21 protein-coding genes are annotated in these 26,329 nt (G+C 50.6%); 5 read left to right on the top strand and 16 right to left on the bottom strand.

Annotation, left to right across the window (positions count from 1 at the left end; genetic code table 11):
• Nucleotides 1-56: 56 nt before the first annotated feature.
• Nucleotides 57-383: a tetratricopeptide repeat protein gene (locus tag GmarT_RS25780; protein WP_002648884.1), complete on the bottom strand. Its 327-nt coding sequence runs from the start codon at nt 381-383 to the stop codon at nt 57-59.
• A 298-nt stretch (nt 384-681) separates the two neighbouring features.
• Here GmarT_RS25780 and GmarT_RS25775 point away from each other — a divergent pair, with 298 nt between their 5' ends.
• Entirely contained in the window at nt 682-2,502 is a 1,821-nt protein-coding gene (locus GmarT_RS25775) for an ArnT family glycosyltransferase (RefSeq protein WP_002648885.1), read from the top strand.
• A 368-nt stretch (nt 2,503-2,870) separates the two neighbouring features.
• Nucleotides 2,871-3,854, top strand: a complete 984-nt coding sequence (locus tag GmarT_RS25770) for a ParB/RepB/Spo0J family partition protein (RefSeq protein ID WP_002648886.1) — start codon at nt 2,871-2,873, stop codon at nt 3,852-3,854.
• A 48-nt stretch (nt 3,855-3,902) separates the two neighbouring features.
• On the opposite strand, the gene GmarT_RS25765 is transcribed toward GmarT_RS25770, so the two are convergent.
• The 5 genes from GmarT_RS25765 to GmarT_RS25745 form a co-directional block, all read right to left on the bottom strand.
• On the bottom strand, nt 3,903-6,089 hold the full coding sequence (locus tag GmarT_RS25765; RefSeq protein ID WP_002648887.1) for a tetratricopeptide repeat protein: 2,187 nt from the start codon (nt 6,087-6,089) through the stop codon (nt 3,903-3,905).
• A 171-nt stretch (nt 6,090-6,260) separates the two neighbouring features.
• Nucleotides 6,261-7,613, bottom strand: a complete 1,353-nt coding sequence (gene hflX, locus GmarT_RS25760; RefSeq protein WP_002648888.1) for a GTPase HflX — start codon at nt 7,611-7,613, stop codon at nt 6,261-6,263.
• Between the two features lie 210 nt (nt 7,614-7,823).
• The gene (locus GmarT_RS25755; protein WP_149303422.1) at nt 7,824-9,653 is read right to left on the bottom strand and encodes a DUF3857 domain-containing protein; all 1,830 of its coding nucleotides are present in this window, start codon (nt 9,651-9,653) and stop codon (nt 7,824-7,826) included.
• Nucleotides 9,654-9,965: 312 nt separating this feature from the next.
• On the bottom strand, nt 9,966-10,223 hold the full coding sequence (locus GmarT_RS25750) for a hypothetical protein (RefSeq protein ID WP_002648890.1): 258 nt from the start codon (nt 10,221-10,223) through the stop codon (nt 9,966-9,968).
• Between the two features lie 556 nt (nt 10,224-10,779).
• On the bottom strand, nt 10,780-11,601 hold the full coding sequence (locus GmarT_RS25745; RefSeq protein ID WP_002648891.1) for a sugar phosphate isomerase/epimerase family protein: 822 nt from the start codon (nt 11,599-11,601) through the stop codon (nt 10,780-10,782).
• Between the two features lie 386 nt (nt 11,602-11,987).
• Between GmarT_RS25745 and GmarT_RS25740 the strand changes: the two genes are divergently transcribed.
• Nucleotides 11,988-13,370, top strand: a complete 1,383-nt coding sequence (locus GmarT_RS25740; RefSeq protein WP_002648892.1) for a hypothetical protein — start codon at nt 11,988-11,990, stop codon at nt 13,368-13,370.
• A gap of 100 nt (nt 13,371-13,470) precedes the next feature.
• Here GmarT_RS25740 and GmarT_RS25735 read toward each other — a convergent pair whose 3' ends face one another.
• The 5 genes from GmarT_RS25735 to GmarT_RS25715 form a co-directional block, all read right to left on the bottom strand.
• The gene (locus GmarT_RS25735) at nt 13,471-13,875 is read right to left on the bottom strand and encodes a transthyretin-like family protein (RefSeq protein WP_230682407.1); all 405 of its coding nucleotides are present in this window, start codon (nt 13,873-13,875) and stop codon (nt 13,471-13,473) included.
• Nucleotides 13,876-14,086: 211 nt separating this feature from the next.
• Nucleotides 14,087-15,085 (bottom strand): DUF1559 domain-containing protein, encoded by a 999-nt coding sequence (locus GmarT_RS25730; RefSeq protein ID WP_002648894.1) that lies wholly within the window; start codon nt 15,083-15,085, stop codon nt 14,087-14,089.
• Between the two features lie 27 nt (nt 15,086-15,112).
• Complete coding sequence (locus GmarT_RS25725; RefSeq protein ID WP_002648895.1) at nt 15,113-15,976, bottom strand: DUF1559 domain-containing protein; 864 nt, start codon at nt 15,974-15,976, stop codon at nt 15,113-15,115.
• Nucleotides 15,977-16,090: 114 nt separating this feature from the next.
• Complete coding sequence (locus GmarT_RS25720) at nt 16,091-17,458, bottom strand: FecR domain-containing protein (RefSeq protein ID WP_002648896.1); 1,368 nt, start codon at nt 17,456-17,458, stop codon at nt 16,091-16,093.
• A complete protein-coding gene (locus GmarT_RS25715) occupies nt 17,458-17,985 on the bottom strand; it encodes a sigma-70 family RNA polymerase sigma factor (protein WP_002648897.1) in 528 nt (175 codons plus the stop codon). Before GmarT_RS25715 ends, GmarT_RS25720 begins: the two co-directional genes overlap by 1 nt.
• Before the next feature lie 440 nt (nt 17,986-18,425).
• On the opposite strand from GmarT_RS25715, the gene GmarT_RS25710 reads away from it, so the two are divergent.
• Nucleotides 18,426-19,250: a class I SAM-dependent methyltransferase gene (locus GmarT_RS25710; protein ID WP_002648898.1), complete on the top strand. Its 825-nt coding sequence runs from the start codon at nt 18,426-18,428 to the stop codon at nt 19,248-19,250.
• A gap of 82 nt (nt 19,251-19,332) precedes the next feature.
• Here GmarT_RS25710 and GmarT_RS25705 read toward each other — a convergent pair whose 3' ends face one another.
• From GmarT_RS25705 to GmarT_RS25690, 4 genes are all read right to left on the bottom strand, one after another.
• A complete protein-coding gene (locus GmarT_RS25705; RefSeq protein ID WP_002648899.1) occupies nt 19,333-20,391 on the bottom strand; it encodes a BPSS1187 family protein in 1,059 nt (352 codons plus the stop codon).
• 222 nt (nt 20,392-20,613) lie between these two features.
• Nucleotides 20,614-22,140 (bottom strand): DNA-binding protein, encoded by a 1,527-nt coding sequence (locus tag GmarT_RS25700; protein WP_002648900.1) that lies wholly within the window; start codon nt 22,138-22,140, stop codon nt 20,614-20,616.
• A gap of 439 nt (nt 22,141-22,579) precedes the next feature.
• A complete protein-coding gene (locus GmarT_RS25695) occupies nt 22,580-23,134 on the bottom strand; it encodes a PspA/IM30 family protein (RefSeq protein WP_002648902.1) in 555 nt (184 codons plus the stop codon).
• A gap of 124 nt (nt 23,135-23,258) precedes the next feature.
• The gene (locus GmarT_RS25690; protein WP_002648903.1) at nt 23,259-23,846 is read right to left on the bottom strand and encodes an RNA polymerase sigma factor; all 588 of its coding nucleotides are present in this window, start codon (nt 23,844-23,846) and stop codon (nt 23,259-23,261) included.
• Between the two features lie 240 nt (nt 23,847-24,086).
• Between GmarT_RS25690 and GmarT_RS25685 the strand changes: the two genes are divergently transcribed.
• Nucleotides 24,087-25,322 carry a lactate racemase domain-containing protein gene (locus GmarT_RS25685; protein ID WP_002648904.1) on the top strand — a complete coding sequence of 412 codons (1,236 nt, stop codon included), beginning with the start codon at nt 24,087-24,089 and terminating at the stop codon, nt 25,320-25,322.
• 16 nt (nt 25,323-25,338) lie between these two features.
• On the opposite strand, the gene GmarT_RS25680 is transcribed toward GmarT_RS25685, so the two are convergent.
• The gene (locus GmarT_RS25680) at nt 25,339-26,322 is read right to left on the bottom strand and encodes a Gfo/Idh/MocA family protein (protein ID WP_002648905.1); all 984 of its coding nucleotides are present in this window, start codon (nt 26,320-26,322) and stop codon (nt 25,339-25,341) included.
• Nucleotides 26,323-26,329 lie beyond the last annotated feature (7 nt).

Genomic DNA, 26,329 nt, shown 5'->3' with positions numbered 1-26,329 from the left:
CCTCACTCGAAATTCGGGTGAGGGCTTTATGTTTTATCAGATCAGAATCGGACAGTTTATTTTCCCTGTCCCATCGAGTGTGCTTTCGCCAGGGCATCTTCCGCCTCTTGAATGCGTCCACAGCGCTGGCAGATCACTGAGAGTTGTAGATACGAGAAATGGTCATCCGGTTCCAGCTCGGTGACTTTCGTAGCGTGTGCAATGGCATCGTCAAATTTGCCAAGCTTCTGGTAGTACACAGCGATGGCAGAATGAGCCAGGGTATAGCTTTCATCCATCGCCAGAACTTCATTCAGCTTCTCGACGGCTTGCTCAATATTCCCGCCTTCGTAAATTTTGACTGCTTCATCATACAGGCTTGCTGGAGTACTCATCGAATTCATCTCTCTCTTCTGATACCAAAAATGTTCTGTTGACGTTTGCAGATCCCACTCAGACAGGGCTGTCTTACGGAGCAATATTCGATAATATCACCCACTGGATTATAGGCAGACGGCCTGGAATCCCAATTCGTGTTTTCGATTATTCATCTCGTCTCAGACTGGCAGTACAGGCATCTGCGACCGTGCTGTCTATGATAAATCACGAATCGGTGGAATTGATAGGCATAACGCCACGGTTCCTGTAGAATTTAATAACTTGAATTCCAACCTTTATCGACATCAATAATGAAAGCCGGACGTGGCGCGACTCAAGCAGACAGATCAGAAAACAACATCCATCCCGCAACCGGAGAAGATCGTGGTTGCCTTGATCCTGCTGGTGGGATGCCTGTTACGGGTTCTGTTTCTATCCAGTTCCGGGGTCGAACATTTCGACGAAGGTGTTTACGCATCGAACTTGTGGTTCTCCGCAGAGCAGGGGGCCGAGTACCCGGGCCGTTTTTATTACGCGCCGCCTCTCTTCCCGTTCCTGATTGAGTGGTCGATGATCTTTCTGGGAAGCGGGCCCCTGGGAGTCTTTCTGCCTTCGCTGCTGTTTGGAATGCTGACGGTCCTGGTGATCTGGTGGGTGGCCCGCGAGTGGTTTGGTCCTGCCGCGGGGCTGGTGGCTCTGACGCTGGCCAGCCTGAGCGACCTGCATCTGCTCTATAGCAGAGTGGCTCTTACCGATGTGGGACTCGGTTTCTGTCTCCTGCTGGCGGTTTACCTGACCTGGAAAAGTTTCATCTCAGTTGACTGGAAGTGGCCTCTCCTGGCAGGCATCGTGACAGGGGCAGGGTGGTCGATCAAATACAATGGCTGGCTTCCCCTGGTGGTGGGACTCTCGGGATTGATACCATGGGTTCTGTTTCGTCGGCGTCAGCTGCAACGGCCTGCCAGTTATTTTCTCCGATGGCTGGTCGTTGTGATCGTCGCATTTCTGGTCTGGTCTCCCGTCCTCATCGGACTGCAGAAGTCGGGCGGGTACTCTGTCGTCGCTGCCAATCACAGCCGCTACGTCGTGGGATTCTCCGGCTGGTTCCATTCCTTCTGGCGTCAATGGCAGAACCATCGACTGCTGGAAGGCACGTTCGGTTTCCTCAGCCTGGGGTTGGTCTGTCTGGCACTCTGCCTGTTATGTGTCTGCTCGAGAATATCGAAATCTGGAAATCAACCTGCTGAAATATCCGATAGCCAGACTCCCGGTTCCACGTGGAACCTGATCCTGTTAGGTCTGTTTGCTGCTACTCCGGTTTTGCTTTCTGCGTTTGTGGGGATCAGCCCCGTACTCGGTCTGCTGGCGAGCGCTGGAATTCTGCTGCAGCTGTTTTTGCCTGCGGGTCGTTTTCGTCTTCCGCTCTCCACCGGGCAGGTACAGGTTTCGGATGACGAACTGAATCGAGAGCTGGCTGCCTGGTTGCTGGCTGCCTGGTTTTGTGGCCTGCTGCTTGCGACACCACTTTACTATCCCTATCCCCGTCTGACGATTCCCTGGACTATCTCAGCCTGGCTGGGAACTGCTGCCTTTGCTGGCTGGTTGGAACAGCGCGCGGGAGGATCGTTGTTTGAGCTGTTTCAATCTTCCACGGGTTCAGGTCGGCATCGTTTCCGTATTTCTCCGGCGGTCGGTGTGGTCGCGGTGGCGGCATTACTGGTCGTCGCATTCAAGCCCTGGACGATGGTTGCCTGGCAGACGCGTGACGACCTGGAGGCGATCGCGCAAAACATACTTGCTGATCTCCGTTCCCAGTCAGATATCAGCAGCGAGAATGCCATACTCTACACCTATGCGGAACCTGCTCTGTTTTTTAACATCCAGTCTCAGGGGCATCCTCTAACCGGTCCAGTGGCTGATCTGGAGTTTCTGAATTCGCTTTCTCCGCAGAATCCCGCTTACCTGATTGTGGGCCCCCATGCGGCAACCGACCCGGATTTTCAGAAACAGTTCAACGCAGTCCGCGAACGTTTTCAACTGGTTCATTCTTACGATTACGTTCCCAGCCTGCTGGTCAGATTGAATCAATCCTCACCAGGTGAGGCATCGGAAATAGAGCCGGTCCTGCTGTATCGCGCCAGGTAAATCTGGCAAGTCAGGCGTTCCACGTGAAACACCTGATTCAGATAAAGTCCGGTGTAATCCTGTGAGACTTCTACGGTCGCGCTCAGACTGGTGTACCTGTTATGTCACAAGTAACCCAGGCAAAGTAGGTGTTCCACGTGAAACACCATCCACAGTCGAATCACTCAGGCAGCATTTCGAAAGCCCTCTTGCTTCAATTCGAAAATCGAAATAGAATCCCGCGCCTGAACTGTATCCAGGTTTGCTGTAGCGTCTCCAAGCCTGCTTGGATTGAGTATATGAGATTAACAGACGCGATGGTAAAAGTGATGCGTTCTAGTGTTACCCTCCGTTTTTGTCAGGCAGTTTAAATATAAGAGAAGAAGGTCATGGAAGATCAAAATCAGAATCCAGAAGATCAGCAGATGGATCCCACAGAAACACCCGGTGCACCACGACGCAGGTTAGGTCGCGGTTTGAACGCTTTGCTTGGTCGAGGTGGTGACTCCGATTCGGACCAGCAGGATGACAACCCGGCTTCAGAAGGACAGGGTGTATTCGTCCCCGCAGAGCAGGATCAGATTGACATCGATCTGATCGAACGCAATCCCTATCAGCCCCGGCAGGATTTTGCTGTCGATTCGCTCAAAGAACTAGAAGGCAGTATCCGCCAGCATGGTGTATTGCAGCCTCTGCTTGTTCGACCGTTTGAGGGAGCATACCAGCTGATCGCCGGTGAGCGCCGTCTGAAGGCGGCTCGCGATGCCGGTTTGAAAACGGTTCCCTGTCGCGTGTTGAACCTGGAAGAGCGACAGGTCTGTGAAGTCGCAATTGAGGAGAACCTCAAGCGGAAAGATCTGAATGTGCTTGAAAAGGCCCAGGCCTTCAAAAACTACCTGTCTCAATTCGACAGTACGATCGAGCAACTCGCCCAGCGACTGAGCCTGGATCGTTCGACTGTCAACAACATGATCCGCCTGCTCGATCTGGCAGAACCTGTCAAGCAGGCGCTGCAGGCCGAAAAAATCTCCGCCGGTCACGCACGGACGCTGCTCAGTCTGGATAATGAAAAGCAGGTTGCTGTCTGCGAGCAGATCCAGTCAGAATCACTCTCGGTTCGAAAGACCGAAGCTGAAGTCCGGAAGATCCTCAAAGGGGAAGTCGAAACAGTCCCCTTCGAGAACACGAAGCAACCAGCGGCGGCTCCGCAGATGACCAATCATCTGGTAGACTTGCAGCAGCAATTGCGGGAGATCCTGGGAGCCCAGGTCGAGATCAAACTCAAGACCGAACACTCGGGACAGATTCTGATTCCCTTTGATTCCAATGAGACCTTCGAGCGTATCACAGGGGTTCTCAGAAAGTCAGCCTGACAGATTCGTCAGCCGATTACTTACAGCCAGCCACAAACCCGGAGGCAGTCACTTGCCTTCCGGGTTTGCTTTTTGGTACATGTTCAAATAGATCTGGCGAAACTCCTGGTTATTCGGCTGAAGCCTGACCAACGCTGCCGCTGATTCCCAAGCCAGCTTCCACTGCTGCTGTTTCTCATACAGCAGGGTCAGCATCAGTCGGAAGTCCGTGGACTGCGGTTCCAGCTCACAGGCTTTCGTCAACGCGGTGACCGCTTCGTCTTCCCGTCCCAGCAGATAATAGAGCAGTCCCAGTCGATACTGCAGCATGGGATTTTCCGGAAGCAGTCGCGCGTCTCGTGCCAGCAGCTCAGCTTCTTTAGAGCGTAATGCTTTGACTTCGTCTGCTCTTCCCTGCTGCTCCAGTAACTGTGCCAGGTTGGAACGCGGGCCCGCGACGGCAGGCGAGAGTTTGATGGCCGTGCGAAATTCAGCTTCGGCTTTTTTCAGGTCACCCTGGTTGGCATAGAGAATCCCCAGGCTCATGTGGGATCCGGACTGGTCTCCATCCGCCAGCAGACCTGCCTTGTATTCTTCCAGCGCCTGTTTTAGTGCTTTCTGATTCTGTCTGGTATCCGGCATGATCGGCAGTCCGGAGAGGATGCGGGCGACTTCCGTACGGACGCCGCGCGAGGAATCTGTCAGTCCTTCTGCCAGCAGTTTGCCGATCTTGCTGGGATCCTGTTCGGGACCCGGAGTCCAACCTTCAAACCCCTGGAGGGCAGCCAGGCGGACCAGTTCTTCTTTTGACTTCAACGCCCGTTCGACAGCCTCGCGACTTTCAGTTGTGTTGTAGCGGGTCGCCAGTAAGGAAACAGCAGTGGCACGAACAATCGGACCGACCTCTTTTTCCCGGGTCAGTTTGATGAGGGACTGTTCGGCTTCCGATTTTCCAGCGCGGCCAGCTGCCAGGATCTCTCCATAATGGGGATCGTCTCTGCGTTTCGGGCCGTACCATTCCTCTACTTTATGAGTTGCCCACTCTGCATTCTCTTCCGCTTTGGTGTGGCATTGATTGCAGGCATTGGGAGTCCCCAGCTTCACCGTCAGATCAGGGCGGGGGATCCGCAGGCTGTGATCCCGTCTCGGGTCTACTCCCATATAGGTTTTGGATGGCATATGGCATTCCACACAAGAGGCTCCTTTGGTGCCCATCTTGTGATGATGGTGGCTGGGGACATCGTACCTGGCTTCCAGATGACACTGGGTACAGAGCTTGTTACCTGTAAACTTCAGTTTGAGTGAATGAGGGTTGTGACAGTCGGTGCAACGCACCCCCTTGCGATACATCTTGCTCTGAGTGAAGGAGCCGAAGACATAGACCTCTTCATTGATCTGGCCATCGGGGTGATAGAGATGGTCATCCAGCAGAGAGAGGGCATAGTGATCGTGGAAACGTTCCAGGGGGGTATGGCCGGGAGCCACGTGCCGACGATGTGAATGGCAGGGAGCACAACTCTCCAGTTGAGCGGTCGCGTCTTTCCCTTTCAGTTTCGCCAGTCCATAGCCGTAACGACGATCCCAGAACAGCGAATTTGAATTGGCCAGTTTGACATGAATCGAACCCGGGCCATGGCAGGCTTCGCAGCTCACGCGCATCTCTGAAAATGAAAAGTGATGCGCGTCGGTTGCAACGTCATAATTTTTCGCCCAGTTCGTCGTATGACATTCCGCGCACATGTGATTCCAGTTCTGAGCGGATCCGGTCCAGTGCAGCGGGTCATCGGGGCCGAATGGTTCATCAAGGCCGACGTAATACCAGCGTTTCATTTCCGTATCCCAGGTCACCGGGAGCACCTGAATTCTGCCACGCTCCAGTTCCGCCAGGTACTGCTGCAGCGGCCTGACCCCAATCACGTATTTGACTTCAAACCGTGCCTGTTTGCCATCTGGACCCTGTGTGGTGACATAATACTTGTCCCCTTCGTGGGTCATTTGGGACGTGATTCCGAAGTGCTCCAGTTCGGTATTATCGAAATCACCGAGCACAAATTCCGGAGTGGCAGGGTTCATGGCCAGATCGTGATCAGAGTCTTTCCACTCCGCGGCTTCTTTCTGATGGCACTGGAAACAGGTTTGTCGACCGACATAACTTGCCTGTTCGCCTTCAGGCAGAGCCGACCACCAGTCGATCGCCAGACCGATGGAAGTGATACTCAGAAATATTATGATGCCGTAGATCCATCGTTTCTTCATCGCGCTGGTGCTTTGTCAGTCTGTCTCTGGAAGTCTGGTGGATATCATTCCGGAGGTTCAACTTCCGAAAGATGCGGTCATCACTCCAATCAAGTGGGAGAACGTTTCTGTATGAATCAGTAATACACAATTTCATTGGCAGGGGAAAGCGAACCAGTTCGGGCAGGAGCCTCAGTATTCGTTAACACTTTCTTCCGGAATCATATCTCCGGGAACGGCCGATTCGTCATCATGGATCTTGAGACTGGTATCGGGACCGGTTTTCAACATTGGCAGGAACCGCCTGGCGATACGTGCCTGGAAGGTGACCCGGGTATCGTCGTGGGAATACTCACGAGACAGAATCAGAGAATGATCCTCCAGTTGCGAAAGCAGCTTGCCATTCCCAACCGGAGTTTCCAGTTCGACGATGACATAGCCCGAGGCCAGTCGATCAATGACGGCCTGAGAGAGTCGATCGAGTCCCTCACCCGAAACCGCGCTGACGCTGATTGCATTGTCGTATTTCAGACGCAGTACATCCAGCTTCGATCGGTCTTCAACTTTGTCCGTTTTATTGAACACCAGGATCGCATTCTTATGTTCGATCTCGATTTCATCCAGAACCTTGTTTACGGTTTTGATATGATGTTCCACTTCCGGATTGCTGCAGTCAACAACATGCAGTAACAGGTCTGCCTGCCGCGCTTCTTCCAGGGTGGACTTGAAGGAAGCCACCAGGTGGTGAGGCAGATCGCGGACAAAACCGACGGTATCGCTTAATAAAATTTCTCCCCAATGCGGGAGTTCCCAGCGACGCGTGCGTGTGTCGAGCGTGGCAAACAGCTGGTCTGCGATGTAGACGTCCGCGCCGGTCAGCGCATTCATCAGCGTACTTTTGCCAGCGTTTGTATAACCCACCAGGGAAACGGTCAACTGCTGGAACCGATTGGATACGGTTCGTTCCCGGCGGCGTTCCACTTCTGAAAGTTTGCGTTTCAGTTCAGCCACACGTTTGTCTAACAGTCGACGGTCGGTTTCCAGCTGCTTTTCACCAGGTCCACGACCAGCGCCCACACCCCCTTCGATACGCTCCAGGTGGGTCCACAGTCGTTTCAAACGGGGACGGAAATAAAGCAGCTGCGCCAGCTCGACCTGCAGTTTGGCTTCATAAGTTTTTGCATGTGTCGCGAAGATATCGAGAATCAGTTCACTGCGGTCAACAATGACCGTTCCTGTTTCCTCTTCGATATTCCTCCCCTGAGAGGGAGAAAGATTGTTATCAAAAATGATGAGTTCCGCATCTACGTGCTTCACCATTTGTTTGAGCTCTTCCAGTTTCCCTTTGCCCAGACAGGTGGCCGGATGGGGATTTTCCCGGTTCTGCACCAGCGTTCCCACCACTTTCACACCAGCAGTATCTACGAGCCCTTTTAATTCGTCGAGGGCCTGATTCTTATCGATATGATTGGAAGGAGAAACAACAGAGACCAGAATGGCTCGTTTTGCTTTGACTTGTAGTTCTTCTCGTTTAGGATCCGCCAAGGAGTTGTAACCTTATCTAATATTAAAAGAGGAGAGAAAATTTCGGGCGAAACGAGAGCCCTGCCTCCTACTCTCTATTTTAACAGGTTGTTCCTGAGAGAATAGGCTATTTATTTCAGTCTGACACCATTTCCTGTCTGGAAGTTCAGATTTCGGTTGACAGCTGAAAAGAGAGGGTCTGGATGCATAAGATGATACAGATGTTTAATTTCAATGTTTCATTAAGACGATATCCAGCGCGTCGGCGCGCGTGCAGGATTCCCAGTATTCTTTGAATGCCGGGTACTCATCTTGAAACACGATACCCCCCAGATGATCTACCTGTCGTTCACAAATCAGCAGTGAATCTTCAACTCGGACCGTTGCCTGATAGCGGCCCCATTTGCATTCAAAATGATGCTCATAGGGTAAACCGTAGCCGGAGAATTCAGAGGGGATTTGGATGCGGTGACTGTCGGTGAAACGAATCGGGCTGGGGGTCTGCAGGGCAGAATTTCGTTTTTGAACATTGATCAGGCCGGCTGTCTGCATGGAGCCGATCCAGGGAATTCGAAACAGAATGATCTCTTCAATCTGGCGCGCCCATTGGTCCAGTGTTGTTCGGCAACTGTAACGGACCGGTTCAGAAATCTCTTTCAGATTCAGAAATCGCGGCGCCTCGATGCGGGCACCCGTCCAGGAAGAGGCCAGTTCTTTTTCCAGGGTGAGGGTTGTGTAGTCCTCGTTGCGGTTCACATATTTCAAACGAAATTCCATCGCCGTGTCACCGGATGTCGTAACTTCCGATGTGAACTGGTAGCTGCAGTCGTCTGCGAGAATCCCATTACAGACGCGATTGATTTGATGCTTCTCAGGACCACCTTCCGGTATGGTTGTGAGTTCGCCACCTTCACGATTCAGTAACAGGGCCTGGGTCCCCTGATCATTAAACGGAATATCTTTGAAGGTCACCGGACCACCTGCGGGGTCCAGCCACAGACGTTCGCCACTTGATGTGGTAACAGAGACAATCGCATGATCGAAACGTGCACCGGGGAGTAACGCTGCTGAACCATTCATGCGCGTCAGTAGAATGGCGATCGAAGATTTGATGCCCAGGTGTCTGAGCAGGGAGACCAGCAGCGAAGATTTATCTTTGCAGTCGCCGCGCATGTCCTCAAGCATCGAACCTACTTCGCGTGTTTTTTCCAGAGTGAGTTCATTCGGATGGCGACCATAGCGGACATCTTCTGATGCGTATTTGTAAGCAGTAAAAATTTTCTCTTCTTCCGTCTGCTCTTCCTGAATCAGTTCCGTAGACAATTTTTGAATCTGGCTCGGTGTCTTTTCGGGTGGCTCGAGATCATTCAGGTAAAAGCGATTGATCGGTTCCCAGGAGGCCAGTGTAGTGAGATCAACCCAGGGCAGTACCTCGCGCGGATGCGGAGTGCCGTCATCGGTTTCGTATCCTGGCAGATCATGCAGGTCCCACTGGTAAACCTGGTACGAACCGTGCTTCCAGGTTTGCGGCTCCAGGTCGGTGAGGTGCAATCGGTAGTGGAGCGTAAACGGTTCCGCGACAGCGACGGTATAACGCAGCCGTCGACAGGGAATGGAAAACTGAAAGTACTCCTGTCCCCACAGGCAAGCGGCGATTCGATTCGGGATAAAGTAGTCCTGCTGTTCTTCCAGTTCAACTGTTACACCGGGACGGAGCGGATAAAAGTTGACCGCTGTCTGTCCATACGGTTGAACCACCTTCTTTGCTTTTCTGACGCTGCCGTCTGGCAGGTAAACCTTAGCGGTCTGAATCTTATGCAGTGCTGTCTGGCGATCATAAAAACGGTAGACTTCATCCCAGTGCGCCAGAGATTCATTGGCGTAGAGCGCGGTTATATTATGAGCGCGTCGTGTAACGGTTCCATCGCGATGTAAGACCGCGGTGGAATCAGAGAGCAGAATGCATTCGCCCCAATGTTGTAATTCTTCTTCAGAGACTGCAGGCTGGCACACATCGTCATAAGAAATTCGTGGTGCAAAACACAATGTGTTTCGCGCCATCTTAAATCGGGTACGCCACAGTTTTCGTTTGGGTTTTAGAAGGCGTTCGGTACTGAGATGATTCAATGCAAGTACACTTTCCGTCTGATCAGAATCACGAATGAATCGAGATTTGATTGTAGCGTTAAATCAAGTCATGGTGCCAGCATAAGAATGAGGGGTGTGTATTAATGAATACCTGGGTCGGGTAACAGTCGTTTCAGGACTTACGTTCTTTGCATGTCCTGTCGTTGAAATAGAAGAAGCGATCGAAAAACCGATCGCTTCTTACTCGTTATGGCTTGTTGTTTCCTGCTGCTAACAGAAATATCACTATTTCTTTTTAGCGGCTTTTTTCTTTGGAGCAGCTTTCTTTTTAACTGCTTTTTTCTTTGCAGCTGCCTTTTTCTTTGGGGCGGCTTTCTTAGCAGCTTTTTTAGGAGCAGCCTTCTTCTTTGGAGCAGCTTTCTTTTTCACTGCTTTTTTCTTAGGGGCTGCTTTCTTCTTTGGAGCAGCTTTCTTCTTTGGGGCTGCTTTCTTTTTTGGTGCTGCCTTTTTAGGCGCTGCTTTCTTTGCCTTTTTCTTTGCCACCGCAAATCCTCCTTTGAGAGTTAAACGAGGGCTGCCTTGCCGCTGGCTCCGGGCTATAAGTCGGCAAAGGTCTGCCACAACGAATAAGAATTTGAAGTCTGTCAACCTTGACAAACTCCGATGTTTGTCCCCGTTTAAAACGAATGATTTTCAACTAAAACGAATTTTTAATTGACACTCATTACGCACTAAGGACTTACATCTATTTAATGGCCATCATCGTAAATATTTCGAAAAATTCTGCAAGCCAATTCTCTTACTAAAAGCATCTTTTCTGTTCGATGTAAACCGACTCGTCAAGAGCGTTTAAAAAAGAAATCACAAAATATATCATTAACGCGCACGCGCGCTGCGTGTAACGTTTAAAAAAAGAGATCGATTTCACCCTACAAAAATAGGGTAAAATCGATCATTCTGTTTTAACGTGAATGTCTTTGTCTTTCACAGGCGCTGTAATAAGACAAGCGCTCTCCATTTCAAAACGACATCAAAAAGGGGCTGGAATTATTTTGAGGTTTTCAAAAATTTTTTTGCCTCAACGCTTGTTTTGAGTCGTTCAGACACTTTCCCAGACTTCTTTCATATAGCGAAAACTTTCGCGCGCGATGTGTTCACAGCCAGGTTCATAGTCAAAAACTTCTACCGAGATCCATCCATCGTATCGACTTTCTTTCAGCGCTTTGAAGATCGGATGGTAGTCAGTCTCTCCCATGCCGGGACCCAGAAGGTTGGAATCATTCACATGGAAGTGACCTGTGCGCGTGTCGTATTTGTGAATGAGTTCAGGGATCGATTCCGTTTCCGCGCCGAGCATCGCTTTCACATCCTGGTGCAATACAAAATTGTCGGCCCCGACCATATCGATCAGTTCCAGCGCCTCGGCGCAGGTATTCACAAAATCTGTTTCCTTGGTAGTCAGCGGTTCCATACAGATTCGCACACCACGTTCGCCAATGGCAGGCAGACAGTTTCGGAAAACTTCCGCCGCATTTGCATAAGCCTGCTCACGCGTCATGCCTTCTTCAATATTCCGCTGGAAGGGAGATCCGAAGACCATTAAATCGCCTCCCAGGTCCGCACATAACTCCCCAAGTTCAACCAGATAACTGGCTGTTTTCTTTCGAACGGCCGCATCGGCGGTTGTCAGATGCAGGCCTTCGGTTTTCGCCAGAAGCCAATGCAGGCCAAAGATTTGCAGCCCGCGATCCTCTGCTGTTTTTCTCAGAAATGCCCGTTGTTCTGCAGAAATATCAGAGGGACGCTCGGCGAATGCAAACGGTGCCAGTTCGATCCCCGTATAACCGATCTCAGCGATCAGATCACATTGTTGTTCCCAGTCCCAGCCAACAAACAATTCCTGACAAATGCCAAACTTCATTTAAATGTCTCACTTTACTATTGAACACAGATTAGACGTCCCTTGAGTCATTTGAGGATAACAGGCAGGCATTCGTTGATCGAGTCTTAGCTGCAAATCTTCCGGCAGCTTTTGGAGATTACCAGTCAGGCTCTTAGATCATTCCTATCGGCATAAAAGTCATAACCGTTTGAGGAGAACCGATCAAGCTGACCGCTGATTGGCTGCCAGGTATCGATTGTAGTGGTCGAATGGTTTGTGGTGACTTCGGTGAACGGGATAGGTGGTAAGCTGTGGAGAAATGGGGGTATCGGTTAAGCAGTGCCAAGTTTGATGACGAAGTAGATTCTAACTGTTTCCAGTTTTCAATTTTGTTTGCTGAATTACTCATGTAGAGGAATAGACCGATGAAGAATGCAACCTGGATTCCCCTTCTGGCGGCCGCTATGATCATGGCCTGCTTTGGGGAGCAAGCCCAGGCAGGTTACCTGGGAGCAGGTAGATACAAGTGTTGTCCCACAGAGGCATGTACTTCTTGTGGCGATTACTGTGCTGCCAAAGAGTGCTCAAGTACCTGCTATAAAACCGTTGTTGAAACCGTATGGGAAAAGCAGAACTATACCTGCCAGAAGACAGTCTATGATACTGTCTGTGAAAAAGTTCCCGTGCAGTACACCAAGAATGTGTATAAGACCTGCTACCGTGATGAATGTTACACGGTCTGCAAGCCCGTGTATCAGACCTGTTACCGAGAGGTCTGCTACAATGTATGCCGTCCTGTTTATAAAACCTGCTATAAAACTGTAACCTGCAAACGTCGTCGCCCGGTGTATAACACCTGCTACAAAGATGTCTGCTATTCAGTCTGCAAGCCGGTTTATAACACCTGCTACCGGGATGTCTGCTACACCGTCCGCCGTCCGATCTGTGAAACACACTACCGTGATGTGTGCTGCACGATCTACAAAACCAATTACAAAACCTGTTACCGGGATGTCTGCCGTACGATCTGCAAACCCGTTCATACCTGGCATGATGTTGAAGTCTGCTGTGGCGAATGGAAAACAGTCACCGAGCACTGCCCGGGACCAGTTGTCGATAAATGTGTCTGTGAACCAGGAACCTGGGAATACGATTGCAGCTCCTGCTGCCCGATCTACAAACCCGGTTGCTGCAAAACAGTTAAAGTACAGTGCCCCGGCACTACGATCTGCCGACGAGTCTGGTGCCCCAAGAAGGTCACCCGCAAAGTCTGCTGCACAACTTACGAACGCGAGTGCAAAACCGAGCGGGTTCCTTACACAGTATGTGAGCGAGTTCCCTGCACGATTACCAAGAAGGTACCGTACACCTGCGTTCGCTATGAGTGCGAAACACGAACCAAGAAGGTTCCTTATACGACCTGCCAGATGGTCCGTGAATGCCGAACCCGCAAGGTTCCTTACACGACCTGCTGCTGGAAAGAAGAATGTGTGACCAAACAGGTTCCTTACACCACTTGCACCATGGTTTCAGAATGCCGGACCCGCAAGGTTCCCTACACCACCTGCAGCTATGAGCAAAAAACCTGTACCCGCAAAGTTCCTTACACTACCTGTGAGCAGGTCTGCTGCACACGGTATGTCACCCGAACCAAGTGTGTACCGCGAACTGTTTGTGTGACCAAAACACGATGTGTGCCGAGACAAGTCTGCCGCAAGGTACCCGTGCCCACCTGCTGCCCCGAGCCAACCTGTACGGCTCCAGCACCTAAGACTTGCACGGCACCTGCTCCGACTTGTTCGAACTAGTCAACGAGACGCCAGAAGAGTTTTCAGTAATTGAAAATTGAAACTGCGAGAGGGCGGTTGATCTAAGATCAGCCGCCCTTTTTTGTTTGTGTGATTCCTGTTAGTCGGGTTGACTCTGGAGAGAAAAATCAATGACATTTTCACCTGATGTGACTTCGGCAGTCAGCTGGCTATTCGAATTATATACTGATGGAAGCAGTTCCTTAGAACCGGGTACCAGCGGTTCATTTCCTTCACCCCCTGTTGTCGCACGTTCCGTGGTGATTTTGACATTATGCGAACCAATCACTGCCCCTTCTTTTTCGAGGGAGTACTGTAATTCATAAACGCCTTCGGCATTTGTTGTACCGACCGAAGCACGTCCTTCCTGCGGGGAAAAATCAACCCGTGCATCAGGTACGGGTTTTCCATCGAGAGTGACGTTACCGGTTACGGTAGCAAGTTCAGGGCCTGCATTCCCGCAACCTGACATTATCAGACAGGTGAAACAATTCAATAAGCACAAACTTAAAATCCTGAGCATCATGACTATGATCCTTTGACTGCAATATATTTACTCAAGCAAAACGTCTCATGCAATTTCCAGGTCAGCGACACTAAAATAAATCACCATCATTGAAAATTCGGGTTTCGATCATCGAAAGCCCCCGCTAACGCGAGACCGTTCGACAAATCGAACCCGAATTACAGGCATGACGATTCCTCAGTGAAGATGGTTAGAATTCCCCAAGGATCTGACCATCGGCAACCCCGATTAAACTTTCCAGCGTACTGTTGACGGCATCGTCTGTATTCAGGTTTATGTTTTCACTGATGAACCGTACCGCACCATCTCCGAGCCCGAAATGAGCTCCGCCGGTATGTTGACTGCTGTAGGCCTGACGAGTCGCCACGTTTGACGGATTGGTCGGGTTGATGGAATACGTCGAGCCGCCAAAGATGGCAATCAGCCCCTGGTTTCCACTCGCCTGCTCCGGTCCATTCGTTCCACCAAATTCACGAGCCGCGTAAAGAGTTCCTGCATAAAAATCGACGGTACCCACTTTATAGGACCGCTCTCCGACCAGGATTGTATTACTCGCTCCGTCCGTGATATCACGAAATCGCAAATTGCTGTCGCGCCAGAACGCGCCTGTCGCCCCTGAACCACCGTTGGCACCGTTCGATGAACGAGACTGCCGCAAGGTACGGTTGTTATTGGAAGCAATATAATTTGAAACAGGAAGTTCATAATTCGTTCCACCATCCGACTGAATTCCCTGGCCGGCATTACCATTAAGAGCTGGTCCGGTATCGGAGGGGCAGCGGAAGGCGGCGAGTGGCTGTTGCATGCTGGTGCGGATGGCTGCATCATTCAAAGCCGTTGAAGGCGTGATTGGGCCGGGGTTCATCTGGTTATAAAGGGGGGCCTGATCGAGATAGGGCAAGATCATTGTGCTCCAGGCCCAGTGCCCTTCGTTATCTGCAAGTGTTCCACCTGAGCCTCGCTCGTCAACATAACCGGGAGGGAACATGTTAAAGGTGTCGTGATAGTTCTGGAACGCCAGACCAATCTGTTTCAGATTGTTTTTACACTGGGATCGGCGGGCTGCTTCTCGCGCCTGTTGAACCGCTGGCAGCAACAGGGCGATCAAAATTGCAATAATGGCAATCACAACAAGTAATTCAATTAATGTGAAGCCGCGAATGCGTTTTGCAGGTCGATGAATATGCATAAGTGTCTCCTCGCATGAAAAAGTTGATTAGAATTCTCCGATGACTTCACCGCCATTAATTGTGCCCAGCGCGGCCCAGGTTTCGATTGAAATATTTTCACTTACGAAACGGACTCTCCCATCACCCATCAACACGTGAGCCCCACCAACGTGCAAGCTGCTTGTGGCAGCCCAGATGGTACCGTTGGGGCGATAGTGATCATCGTTTGATATCCGATCAATTCGAGTCCAGATTTCAAAGACGTCTATCCCATCGCGTCGCCCGATCCAGATCGACCCTTTATACGTTCCCTGACCAGTTCGCTCTACAACTTGAACCGTATTGCTCAATCCGTCGGTGTAGTCTCGCATCCTGCGACTGGAGTTTTCGTAAAACGATGCTAAGACGTCCGCAGTCTCCCCGGCATTGGAAGCGGTGTGGGCTACGATGTAGTTAGACGTTCCGTAATTGCCGATCTTGGAGTTCCGGCCCCCCGTCGTGTCGCTGGGGCACAGTAACGCCGGAATGACCGTATTGGCTTCATCAATGGGATCGTCAAGTGTGCCATCATAGTTCGCGTCTTCCCACGGCTCAGCGAAACTATCCGTTGCGGAACTGATATGGTTATAAAGAGGAGCCTGATCAATGAATGGCAGGACCATCGTACTCCACGCCAGATTATTGCTGGAGACAACTCCCGACGGGAAAACACGATGCGTGTCGTGGTAATTATGCAGAGCCAGACCAATTTGCTTCAGATTGTTTTTGCATTGACTCCTGCGAGCGGCTTCGCGAGCTTGCTGGACGGCGGGCAATAGCAGTGCGATCAAAATTGCAATAATGGCAATCACAACAAGTAATTCAATCAGTGTGAAGCCGCGAAGGCGTTTTGCAGGTCGAGGAATTTGCATAAGTGTCTCCTTGTGAATAGATAATGACTTATTAATGACACACAACACTCTTTCAGATGCAGCGTGTGAACGATGAGCTTCAGCGATTAAAAAATTTACGTTTGCTGAATAAAATCAGGGGCTGGCAACCAGAACACGAAATTCGTCAACATATTTGGTTCCCGTATGTAAAATAAATTTAAGTGTTTTGCGATCTTCTGACAGACTCAAAATGTCCTGATGCGTGCCATCTTCTGCGACCCGGGCTTCGACTTCCTGATGTTGAATGGGCGGGCAATTGCCACCGGCACACAGCGGGTTTAAGACAGAGTCTGTCTCAAGCAGGCGTGTCTTTGTCGTGATCAAACCAAGTATGGGCTGATGAAAATGAACCACTCCTTCAGCACGAATCATGTCACGATGATTGCTGGCGGGATCGTAGTAAATCCGATAGCAATCCACTTTCATGCCTCGCGAGACAAAATCGGTTTCTGTTTCAATCTGCTCTTCTGCCCGGTAGTCGCCCGGTTGAGTAATTGAGACCGGCAAATTCTCCGAAAGCAGAATATCGCGTTTTTCTGGGAATAGAAAAATCGCTCCGTCCCGTTCTAGTACCTGGAATTCGCCCTGCGCAATCTGATCGGGCAGTTGTTCCTGAAAAATGACATTATCAGAAAATTGATCTACCGCATAATCTCGCGAAATGAGTGGGATAAAATCACTACTGGTATAATCCCCGGGTTGAATCAAATTCGAAACCGGGTCGATCTGAACCGCTTCATTTGCCCGGATCTCACGAGGCGGTTCTGTCTCTTTGGAACCCGCGACCTGGACTTTGCCGCGATAGACTTTGATTTCCGTGTTCAGTTCAGCACCGACATTTACGGAGAACGAAGTACCCAGGTCAATAATCTTTCCCGTCTGCGTTTCCACAGTAAACCCGTGACCTGATTCCGGAACATCAGCTACCAGCTTTCCTGCTTGCAGGAAGATTTCATTTGAGTTGTGAACGGTAAACTGCGCGGGAGCCTTCAGATTCACAATTGATCCCGAAGTGAAGCGAATTTCGATCGCCCCTCTTAACAAATGCCTGCGAGAACCGGGCAGCAATTTTTCTTCCGTCGTGATATTGCCAGAACTCCAAACACTGCCGGGTTCCGGAAATACGTGGGCAACGGGTGTCATCAGGTGCATGGACAACAGTCCCCCCAGAACCAGACAGACACAGCAAGTGACATATAGAATGAGATTCCAGTTCTTTTTTCTGGAATAGATTGACCCTGGTAAGTGTGTCATCTCCTGCGGAGAGGATGAGTCGGTATGGATCCATTCCAGTTGAGTCTGCAGGGCAGAAAACTGAACAAAGAAGATGCGTGCTTCCGGATCGCTCTTTAACCGGGTTTGCAACTGCTTCAATTCGCGTTCATTCAATTGGTTATCGAAATACAGGGCCACCAGTTTCGGGAGTGGGTCTTCCCAGCTGGTTGAATTTTCTCTAATCATCAGATGCGGGACCTCGCTGCGATGGATTTCTGGATGCAATCCTGCAGCCGCAGTCTGACACGCAGCAGCATCACGCCTATCGCTTTTTCTGATTTTCCCCAGTATTCAGCAATCTGTTTCAGAGGCAGAAACTGTCCGTATCGTTGCTGCATGAGTATCTGTTTGTCTGACGGTAAGTGGGTAATGCACGTTTTGAGTGCTTCTATCTGTTCGTTATATAAATCAGGCATGCATTCGATGGTTTCAGACATGCTGTTAAGCAGCTCATCGTCGAATAGCATACGGTTGCGGCTCTGATCGCGCCAGTATGACTGAATCTTGAAGAATGCTACTTTTCGTGACCAGGCCAGGAAATTCGTACCCAGCGTAAAGCTGCTTTGTTTCTCGAGCAGACATTGATTCACGTCTTGAAGTAAATCGTGGGCATCGGACGTATTTCCAACCAGAGAAAGCACATAGGCATGCAGCTGCCCCTGATGCTTAAGTAACTGTTGGAAAAATTCATTGTTCAAAATGACTTCGTTCATCAGATAAATCAGTTCTGATTGGATGCGCGTATAAACACTGTACTACAGACCCCCTTCTAACTAGATTCCAGTAATCGGGACCAGACTACAGAATATTTTCAAAATTCCAGCTTTATTTAATATTTTGATAAAGTTACGCGTATCGAAAGAGGGCAGTGTGTTTTCAGTTTCGTGAAATACTGTATTGTCTATATGAAAAGACGGAGTGAGATTGTGGTCTGTTTGAGCGTCGGTTCAGCTCAGAAGCAGGCGGTGAGATTGAGAATTTAAGACGATGGATCTGGCTGGAAACTTAACGGGGCGAGTGTGACTGTTTTTTTATTGAAAATATGAATTCCAATCGAGTAATAATACGTGTATTTGTTGAGAGTTCAACGTTACCTGCTTTGAGGTAGGAAAGTTACATCAATTCAGGTTGCGATAATGAGTAAAGATAATTCATGCGTGAGCTTATGAACCGAAAAACTCAATATGTAATCCGCGGCGGTGTCGAGGGGCGGGAACGCCTTCGCGTGCTGGGACGTGTGATGGCAGAGAGCACAGGCACACTACTTGACCAGATCAATCTGACGGAAGGCATGACCTGTCTGGATGTGGGTTGTGGCGGTGGTGATGTCACATGCGAACTGGCCCGTCGAGTGGCGCCGGTGGGAAGAGTGGTAGGCGTTGATATCGATGAGACCAAACTGTCGATCGCACGCCAGGAAGCAGCAGAGCAGGGGCTCACGAATATTGAATTCCGTCTCTCCGATGCGAGCGAGATTTCAGCGACACCGGAATTCGACCTGGTTTACTCCCGCTTTCTGCTCACTCACTTGAAAGATCCTGTCTCGGCAGTCAGATCATTTCTGAAACAACTGCGTCCCACCGGTTTCCTGGTTGTGGAAGACATCGACTTCAGTGGTTCGTTCAACTACCCGGAGAGTCCTGCCTTTCAAAAGTTCTTTGATTTGTTCAACACGGTCGTTCGTCACAGAGGCGGCGACCCGAACATCGGACAGCGTCTTCCGGGAATCCTGCATGACTGTGGCATTCAAAATCTGAAAGTTTCAGTCGTTCAGCCGACAGGACTGCAGGGTGAAGTCAAACAACTGAATGGCCTCACTATGGAAAACATAGCCGATGCGATTCTCGAGGATGACCTTGCCACTCCAGGGGAGATCGATGAAATCGTCAGAGAACTCTATGACTATGCTGCAGACCCCAGAACATTGTCCGGAGTCCCCCGAGTCATCCAGGTCTGGGGACGATTACCCTTCGCTTGAAGAGAGTCGAGCATGCAATAGACAAAGATGCGGCGGAAGAACCGTATTTCCTGTTCACTGAAACCGTCGATCGCTTCATTCATCAGCTGTCTCGCTGATTTTTCTCACAACCTGGATCCAGGGGCACCGGCTTTCCTACTTTGTCTACCGGTTCGGTAAACAGGTAACGCCAGACTGCTTCATGGATATACTGACCTTGCGCATTCTTGCCGGCATTCCCACCTGGTACGACCGAGGAATGGGCGCGGCGGGTATTGTTTTTGACATCGAAGTCGGTAATCAGTCGCCGGGTATTTCCATAGGGTGGCTTTGCCTTGTCCACATTCACGATCGGACCAAATTCATTGAGACCAATCAGTTCCCAGGAACGGCAGTAATGGTCGGCAGTCCAACCGCCATCCAGTACATGAGAAAAACCGAAGTAGCGATTGGTGGGAGTCGCGGAAGGCAGCATCTGCCAGTTCTGCAGTTGATCACGCGGGCCACAGAACATGACAACGCGACTGACCTTCTGATGTTTCGCGAACCGGGCCGCCGTTGTAGAACCGTGCGAGCTGCCTGCCATGATCACATCTTCCCAGCGAAGGTCTTTCCCATCGGGCGTCAGATAATAATTCCACTGCCCCTGTGGGTTTTCTTTTGCCAGCCATTTCACAAACTGCAGCGCCCGTTCTTTCATGCCGTCCGGGTGGGGGATCGACACCTGATCGCTATAATCTTCCCCGGTCGCCGCTTCCAGACGGACATTGCCACGACAGGTTTCACCAACCGGATTTTCGCGACAGACCTTGGAGAACCAGCGGTTGGCGTAATGCACCTGAATGGCATGCAGGCCGTAGCTGGAGAGTCGATCAAACAGCTGACTGTTATAACCCATCAGCCAGATTACCAGTTTGCCGCGTGGTTTGACGCGGGTATCTACCACGGCATGTTCCACATCCTGGGGCTTACCTTTCGCTTCGAAAACATAATCGATCTCCGGATGTTCTTTCGTGCGGGGGTCAATTTTGCTGGCACGGGCCGTCAGCTTGTATTCCTGGGGTTTGCGATCGCGATAGCGCAGCGTACGCTCAGCCGCCTGCAGGGGGGATGAAATAACAAGAGCGAGCAGAACGAGGAGACACAGGGATTTCTGATACATAATCTTTCACCAGTTCAAAGCAGTGTGGTCAGGGCGGGTATCACGTTATGGTTTCCATTATAGAAACCTGATCCGCCTGAGTCCCGACCACAGCGTTAACATCTGGTGAGAAGCAGAAAAAAACGGTCTGCTGTTTCTGATCGCTCAGAATATCAGCGCAGCAGACTGACTGGTATGAGTAACAGCTGATCTCAAACTGGAATGATGGACAGCGGACTTTGCTTAAAACAGTCCGCGGATCATTTCGAGTATGGGTGAGCTGACTGCGGAAGGCTCATCGTAATGCCACATTGTACGGATGAGATCATACATCATCAGTCCGCAGATGCTCATTAACAATGTTGAGATGCCTAATCCCACAAATGTTCCGACTCCCCATTCTGCTTCGGGAGCGGCCATCGCTGCGCCTCGTCCGCCGGCAAAAGATGCGGGAGCGACGAACTCGGCATGGCTTTCACCACTCTGGAAAGAGTCATCGAAATCATCATCGTCGGCATCGTAGATATCGTCGAAGTCATCTTCGTCATCGAAGACATCTGAGATACCATCATCACTGGCGAACTCATCGTCATCAAAAATCGCCGACTCACCATCATCATCATCCGAATCCAGGATGACAGAGCCTGAAGAACCGCCAGAGTCATTCACCATCAGGACGCTGGTATCGGAATTTGTGTCTTCCAGATCAAAACTGCTGTCAGCGAAATCATCGTCATCATCCAGTGCCGGGATTTCCATGGTCGCATCTTTCCCTGCGCTGGCTGACATCATGGGGGAAGTCTGCTCATCATCTTCCACGTCGAACGGTTCCAGTGAAATACCACTGTCGGCTGTGATGGAAATATCACTGCCATTATCATCGCCTTGCAGTGAAAGCCCGCTGGCATCATCCCCGACAAGAGAAATACCGCTTTCATCTGCGGATTCCAGTGAAATACCACTGTCCAGTGGTCCTGCCAAAGAAATGCCACTGTCGGATGCTAAAGAGATCCCGCTGTCTTCAGCGAGAGAAAGCCCACTGTCTTCCGCGAGGATCGACGATTCATCGCTATCGTCAGACACCAGCGCCACATCACTGTCGCTGCCCAGGTCGAAGTCTTCTCCAATCAGAGCGACGTCACTTTCGCTGCCCATCGGGCTGGAATCGTCGGCGACGAGTTTGACATCGCTGTCACTGCCAGATTCCAGATCCAGTATTTCAAAGTCTGGTTCTGAGTCACCTTCCACCAGTTTGACATCGCTGTCGCTGCCCAGGTCGATACTTGAATCATCGGTCAGACGCACATCGCTGTCTGAATCTTCACCCACGGCAACCAGTTCCGGTTCACTGTCCAACTGCAGATCATCACCATCGTCAACCACGAGTCGCACATCACTGTCGGAGCTGCTGAGTTCGACTGGTTCATCGTCGTCATCGTGCACACTGCCACGGATTACGGTTGCCTGTTCGCCGACTTCATCTTCATCAATGACACTGTCTGATTCCAGAGTCATGTCATCGTTGTCGAGAATGGCAGAGTCGAACAGGTCGTCATCTTCCAGGTCCTCATTGTTGAACAGGGGAATTGCGGGATCGGAATCCGCCTGGCGGCTGCGTCCTAATTCTTCCACATCCTCCATGCGAAATTTCCAGGCACCTCTATCGGCAAAGCCACGAATATCTCCCGCTTCCCGTAAGCGGTTCAATTCTTCTTTTTCCATGCCCAGCTCGGCGGCTGCTTCTTCGAGGTTCAGATATTTTTTGGCCATGGTGGCACGACTCCAACATCATTGATGTAAATTAGGAATTGAGGATGTGTGTAATTCGTCATCGGACAATTAACCGCGGAATTTCAGTTGTTTCAAACTTGAAACCCGTTAGTCAAAAGCCTTTGAGAAGAACATGCGGGTTCTGTTAATCGTATCAGCCATTCCGGAGCCTTCCCCGGAAATTGTGATCAGAACCAGAACCAAGGATCAGGAAGTTCTTCCAGATCTCCCAGTTATCTATATTTAATTCTAAATTAGAACTGATCGGTTGCAAGTACCATCTTGTTGAATGATCCATTCTTAAGCAACTATTTGTGCCTGAAAACGAATGTTCACATTGGCAGGTGCCGCAGTTCCATAAGGCGAAACGATTAAACGGGTTATAGCGAATTCAGATTCACCGGGTGTAAATCCGGGCCAGACAACTCCAGACCTCCTGTTACTGGCCTAGTTCCCGCTTTAATTCAGCCAGTTCCGAATCGATCTGTTCAGAACGGGAAGGATTCAGGGATGACTCGGCATCTGTAGTATTCGAGGTGCTTTGCGCCGATGTTTCTGACAGTCCGGTCTGTTCCGTTAATTCCACCTGCTTGCGTCGGGCTTCAGCTAATCTGGCTTCGAGGGCATGCAGGGTCGTGGTCAAATGCTCGCAGGTCGCGACAGCGGCCCGATGCTGCTGTTCCAGACCGGCTTTCAAGTCTTCCACTTCCTGTTTGCGCACCAGTGAGTTCCGTGCTTCTGTTTCATCACCCATTCCCAACGCGTTTTTCGCTGCTTCTTTCCACTGAAAGATCTGACTCTCATAATCAGCCAGTTCCTGCTGAATCGCCTGTTCATTAGCAGACGCGGTTTTCACACTGCGGTTAGCGCCTGCGATCCCTTCTTTCATCTCAGAGATAATCTGCTCGATCTCCTTAACAGGATCTTCCGCATTATTCAGCAGGTGAGTCAAATTACAGGTAACAATGTCAGTGAGCCGACTGAAATAGCTCATCCCCTCTACTCCGTACTGTTTGTGTTAGTGAAAAGAAAGCGACTGTGTCGGCCCGCGGGAGTCAACGCAGCACGCTTCGATCGGGTTCAATTCTTTTTGAAATTCTCTCTATTATATCAGCAATTTATTTTTTTTGAGGGCCTGTCACGCCCATCAGCGTCAACTTCTCTCGCAGTTTTTCCCGGGCCAGCCGCAGTCGACTCTTGGCTGTGGCCAGATTTGTTTCCATCACCTCTGCAACTTCATTCAGTGTCAGTTCAGAATAATGATGCAGTGTGAAAGTTAACCGCTGATCTTCCGGGATCGTTGCCAGCAGTTCATCGACAATCAACGCCAGCTCTTTGACATTGGCCTTCTCTTCCGGCGAAACGACCTCGCTGGCCAGGCGATTGAGCGAATCATCTTCATCTGCCTGCTTGCCTGTATAGGCTTTAATCAACGCATCGTGTGACTGTCGCCGGATATTGTCGATCATCAGATTGCGGGCCACCCGGTACATCCAGCCCCGGAAACGTCCCTGCGGCAGATAGTCCCACGACTGGTTATAGACACGCAGCAGAGTTTCCTGGGACAGATCTTCCGAAATCTGTGAGTCGCGGGTGTTTCTGAAAAAAAAACCAATCAGAGGACCCTGGTATTTCTCAACCAGTTCATCAAATGCGCGCAGCTCACCACTTTGAATTCGAATCATTAATTGATCGTCTTCTGTCATGGTGACCTTCCTGTAGTGAACCCGGCAAAAATCCCTCAAACCGGAATGTGACTGATGATGCAATCTGCAGTGACTTTCTAATATTGTGATCAGATATCCTGTAGAAATCACCTCTAAACCGCTAACATTCCTGTGTTGGTTCCTTTTTAACGGAATTCAACTCTCCAATTCGTAAAAAACACGATTCTCAGTTGAATCAGTACGAAACTAAGTCGAGTCAAGTGGGATGAAACAGCTTCGATGACGGAAACTGTCAACATAGAATTGAATTATGGTTTTAACGGTACATTTCAATGTGAAATTCCGTCCGAGCGTCTGATCCATTATCATCAGGCACCTGCCGGCATCGACGATGTAGCTGCCCGAATGAAGCAGGTCTTAAACAGTCCCCTGGAATTACCACCGCTGGATCTGGCGGTAGTCCCCGGGGATAAAATCACAATCGCCGTCGATTATCAGGCACCCGCTGCTGCTGAAGTTATTAATAGCGTCTGGGACTACTTCAGTGATTGTGGAATCGAAGCCGGTGATGTGACCATTCTGCAGACAAGTTCAGAATCGAGTATGCTGCAGGAGAAATTAAAAGCAGCAGTCAACTCCGAACTGCAGGAACAGGCGTCGTGGGTGATTCATGCTCCGGATTCCAAAGAAGAAGTCGGCTACCTGGGAACCTCAGCCGGGGGAGAACGAATTTATCTGTCGAGGCATCTGCTTGAAGCGGATTTCATTCTGCCAATTGAAAAGGTTGGCTTTGATCCGTTAATCGGCTATGCCGGTGGCGGCAGTTCCATCTATCCGGGATTCTCCTCCCAGGAAGCGATTATCAAAAGCCGCGGACAGTCACACCGCGAACTGACTCCTGCAGAAAGTCGACCGCTGCGGCAGTTGATCGACGAGATCGGCTGGATGCTGGGGCTGCAGTACAGCCTGCAGGTTATCCCCGCAGGTGGTCAATCAGTCTCTGAAATTGTATTTGGCAGCCTCGAAGCCACGTTCCGAAAAGCCAAACAGTTGCTGGACGAGTACTGGAAACTGGAGCCGGAATACAAGTCGGAAATGATCGTCATTGCCGTCGAGGATGGTCCCACCGGTCATCAGTGGAATCAACTGGGCAGCGTACTGGAAACCGCCCGCAATCTGGTGGCCCAGGATGGACGCATTGTCCTGCTGACACAGATTGATTCCGCGCTGGGTGAAGGGCTGCAGATTCTGTCCCGCTGCCATGAACCGCTGGACGCGATCAAGCCTCTGCGTGACAGTCAACCAGGAGATCTTCTGGCAGCGACACAGATGGCATTGACTGGAGACTGGGCGCTGATCTGCCTGCTCAGCAAGGTCAGCAGTGATGAAGTGGAAGACCTGTTTGTCATTCCCCTGGAAGATGAAGCAGAAGTGCAGCGACTGCTGCAGACGGACGAGACCGTATCTGTCATTGCCTCGGCGCAATATGCCTATGGCCAGTTGAAACAGGGATGATCTGAACCGAGTCAGATCAGGTGACAGGCAGACTGGCTGACTTCAAGACGGTTTCCTGAACGTCGTAGTCATGCTGGTAAGAAAAGTCGATGTCTTTTTCCCGGCGGATGATCTTAGCCATGTCTGCAACATCATCCTGATAGCGGGTATAACCTGAGAACGATATTTCCTGCTGGCCTTTTCGGTACTTCCCTTTTGCCTGGGCTAGTGTCAGGCTCGCGGATGGCCTGCCAAATGGTTGCAGGTGGAAGGTGCCTTCTGAACCGCAGACGACGATATGTCGTCGATCGAATCCCTGGACTTCATTGCAGCTTGTTTTGACCGTTGCCAGTGCCCGCGGATAACTGAAGACCGCCAGCATGTTATCCTGAAGCGTGTCATCAATGTCGGACGCATGTTGTGCGAACGCAGTGACCTGATCGGGGCGGCCCAGAATCTCTACAACCAGGTCAATGACATGGCACGCCAGCTCAAACATCATGCCTCCCGGTTGTGGTTCCAGTTGTTTGCGACTGGCGGCATCCATTTTTTTGCTGATGACGGTGTGCACTTCGAACGGCGCGCCAAGCCAGCCTTTCTGCAGCAGATCGCGCAGCAGAACGACGCCCGGATTGTAACGATACATGTAGCCCATCTGCAGCAGCAGATGCTTCTGTGCCGCCTGATCCAGAATGCGTTTGAAGTGAGGCAGAGATAATCCTGCAGGTTTATCCAGGTGAATATGTTTACCAGCCGCTATACAGGTCTCCGCGGTCGGCAACAGATCAGCGACCTGTGTCTCCACGGCGACTGCCTGCAGTCCGTCAATATTGAGTAATTGTTCCTGTGTCAGGAATGGCAGATCTTTGTAAATACCCGTTGATGCGGCATAAGCCCGCAGCTTTTCATCGGGCTCGACCACGCCGACGACTTCATATTCTTCCGATTTACGGAACGCCTGCATTTTTCCACCTGCATGGGGATGCCCGACCCCAATCTGACCTACTTTGATTTTCTTCACGACAGTC

Origin of the sequence: Gimesia maris (genome assembly GCF_008298035.1) — a bacterium.
Classification (GTDB): Bacteria; Planctomycetota; Planctomycetia; order Planctomycetales; family Planctomycetaceae; genus Gimesia; species Gimesia maris.
Note: the sequence above shows the minus strand (reverse complement) of the source record. Positions and strands in the feature narration are given on the sequence as shown.

What these genes read in the sequence shown, in the direction of transcription:
- GmarT_RS25780 (WP_002648884.1), bottom strand. Translation starts at nt 383, where the DNA reads ATGAATTCGATGAGTACTCCAGCAAGCCTGTATGATGAAGCAGTCAAA.
- GmarT_RS25770 (WP_002648886.1), top strand. Translation starts at nt 2,871, where the DNA reads ATGGAAGATCAAAATCAGAATCCAGAAGATCAGCAGATGGATCCCACA.
- GmarT_RS25765 (WP_002648887.1), bottom strand. Translation starts at nt 6,089, where the DNA reads ATGAAGAAACGATGGATCTACGGCATCATAATATTTCTGAGTATCACT.
- GmarT_RS25755 (WP_149303422.1), bottom strand. Translation starts at nt 9,653, where the DNA reads ATGGCGCGAAACACATTGTGTTTTGCACCACGAATTTCTTATGACGAT.
- GmarT_RS25745 (WP_002648891.1), bottom strand. Translation starts at nt 11,601, where the DNA reads ATGAAGTTTGGCATTTGTCAGGAATTGTTTGTTGGCTGGGACTGGGAA.
- GmarT_RS25740 (WP_002648892.1), top strand. Translation starts at nt 11,988, where the DNA reads ATGAAGAATGCAACCTGGATTCCCCTTCTGGCGGCCGCTATGATCATG.
- GmarT_RS25730 (WP_002648894.1), bottom strand. Translation starts at nt 15,085, where the DNA reads ATGCATATTCATCGACCTGCAAAACGCATTCGCGGCTTCACATTAATT.
- GmarT_RS25725 (WP_002648895.1), bottom strand. Translation starts at nt 15,976, where the DNA reads ATGCAAATTCCTCGACCTGCAAAACGCCTTCGCGGCTTCACACTGATT.
- GmarT_RS25720 (WP_002648896.1), bottom strand. Translation starts at nt 17,458, where the DNA reads ATGATTAGAGAAAATTCAACCAGCTGGGAAGACCCACTCCCGAAACTG.
- GmarT_RS25715 (WP_002648897.1), bottom strand. Translation starts at nt 17,985, where the DNA reads ATGAACGAAGTCATTTTGAACAATGAATTTTTCCAACAGTTACTTAAG.
- GmarT_RS25710 (WP_002648898.1), top strand. Translation starts at nt 18,426, where the DNA reads ATGCGTGAGCTTATGAACCGAAAAACTCAATATGTAATCCGCGGCGGT.
- GmarT_RS25705 (WP_002648899.1), bottom strand. Translation starts at nt 20,391, where the DNA reads ATGTATCAGAAATCCCTGTGTCTCCTCGTTCTGCTCGCTCTTGTTATT.
- GmarT_RS25700 (WP_002648900.1), bottom strand. Translation starts at nt 22,140, where the DNA reads ATGGCCAAAAAATATCTGAACCTCGAAGAAGCAGCCGCCGAGCTGGGC.
- GmarT_RS25695 (WP_002648902.1), bottom strand. Translation starts at nt 23,134, where the DNA reads ATGAGCTATTTCAGTCGGCTCACTGACATTGTTACCTGTAATTTGACT.
- GmarT_RS25690 (WP_002648903.1), bottom strand. Translation starts at nt 23,846, where the DNA reads ATGACAGAAGACGATCAATTAATGATTCGAATTCAAAGTGGTGAGCTG.
- GmarT_RS25685 (WP_002648904.1), top strand. Translation starts at nt 24,087, where the DNA reads ATGACGGAAACTGTCAACATAGAATTGAATTATGGTTTTAACGGTACA.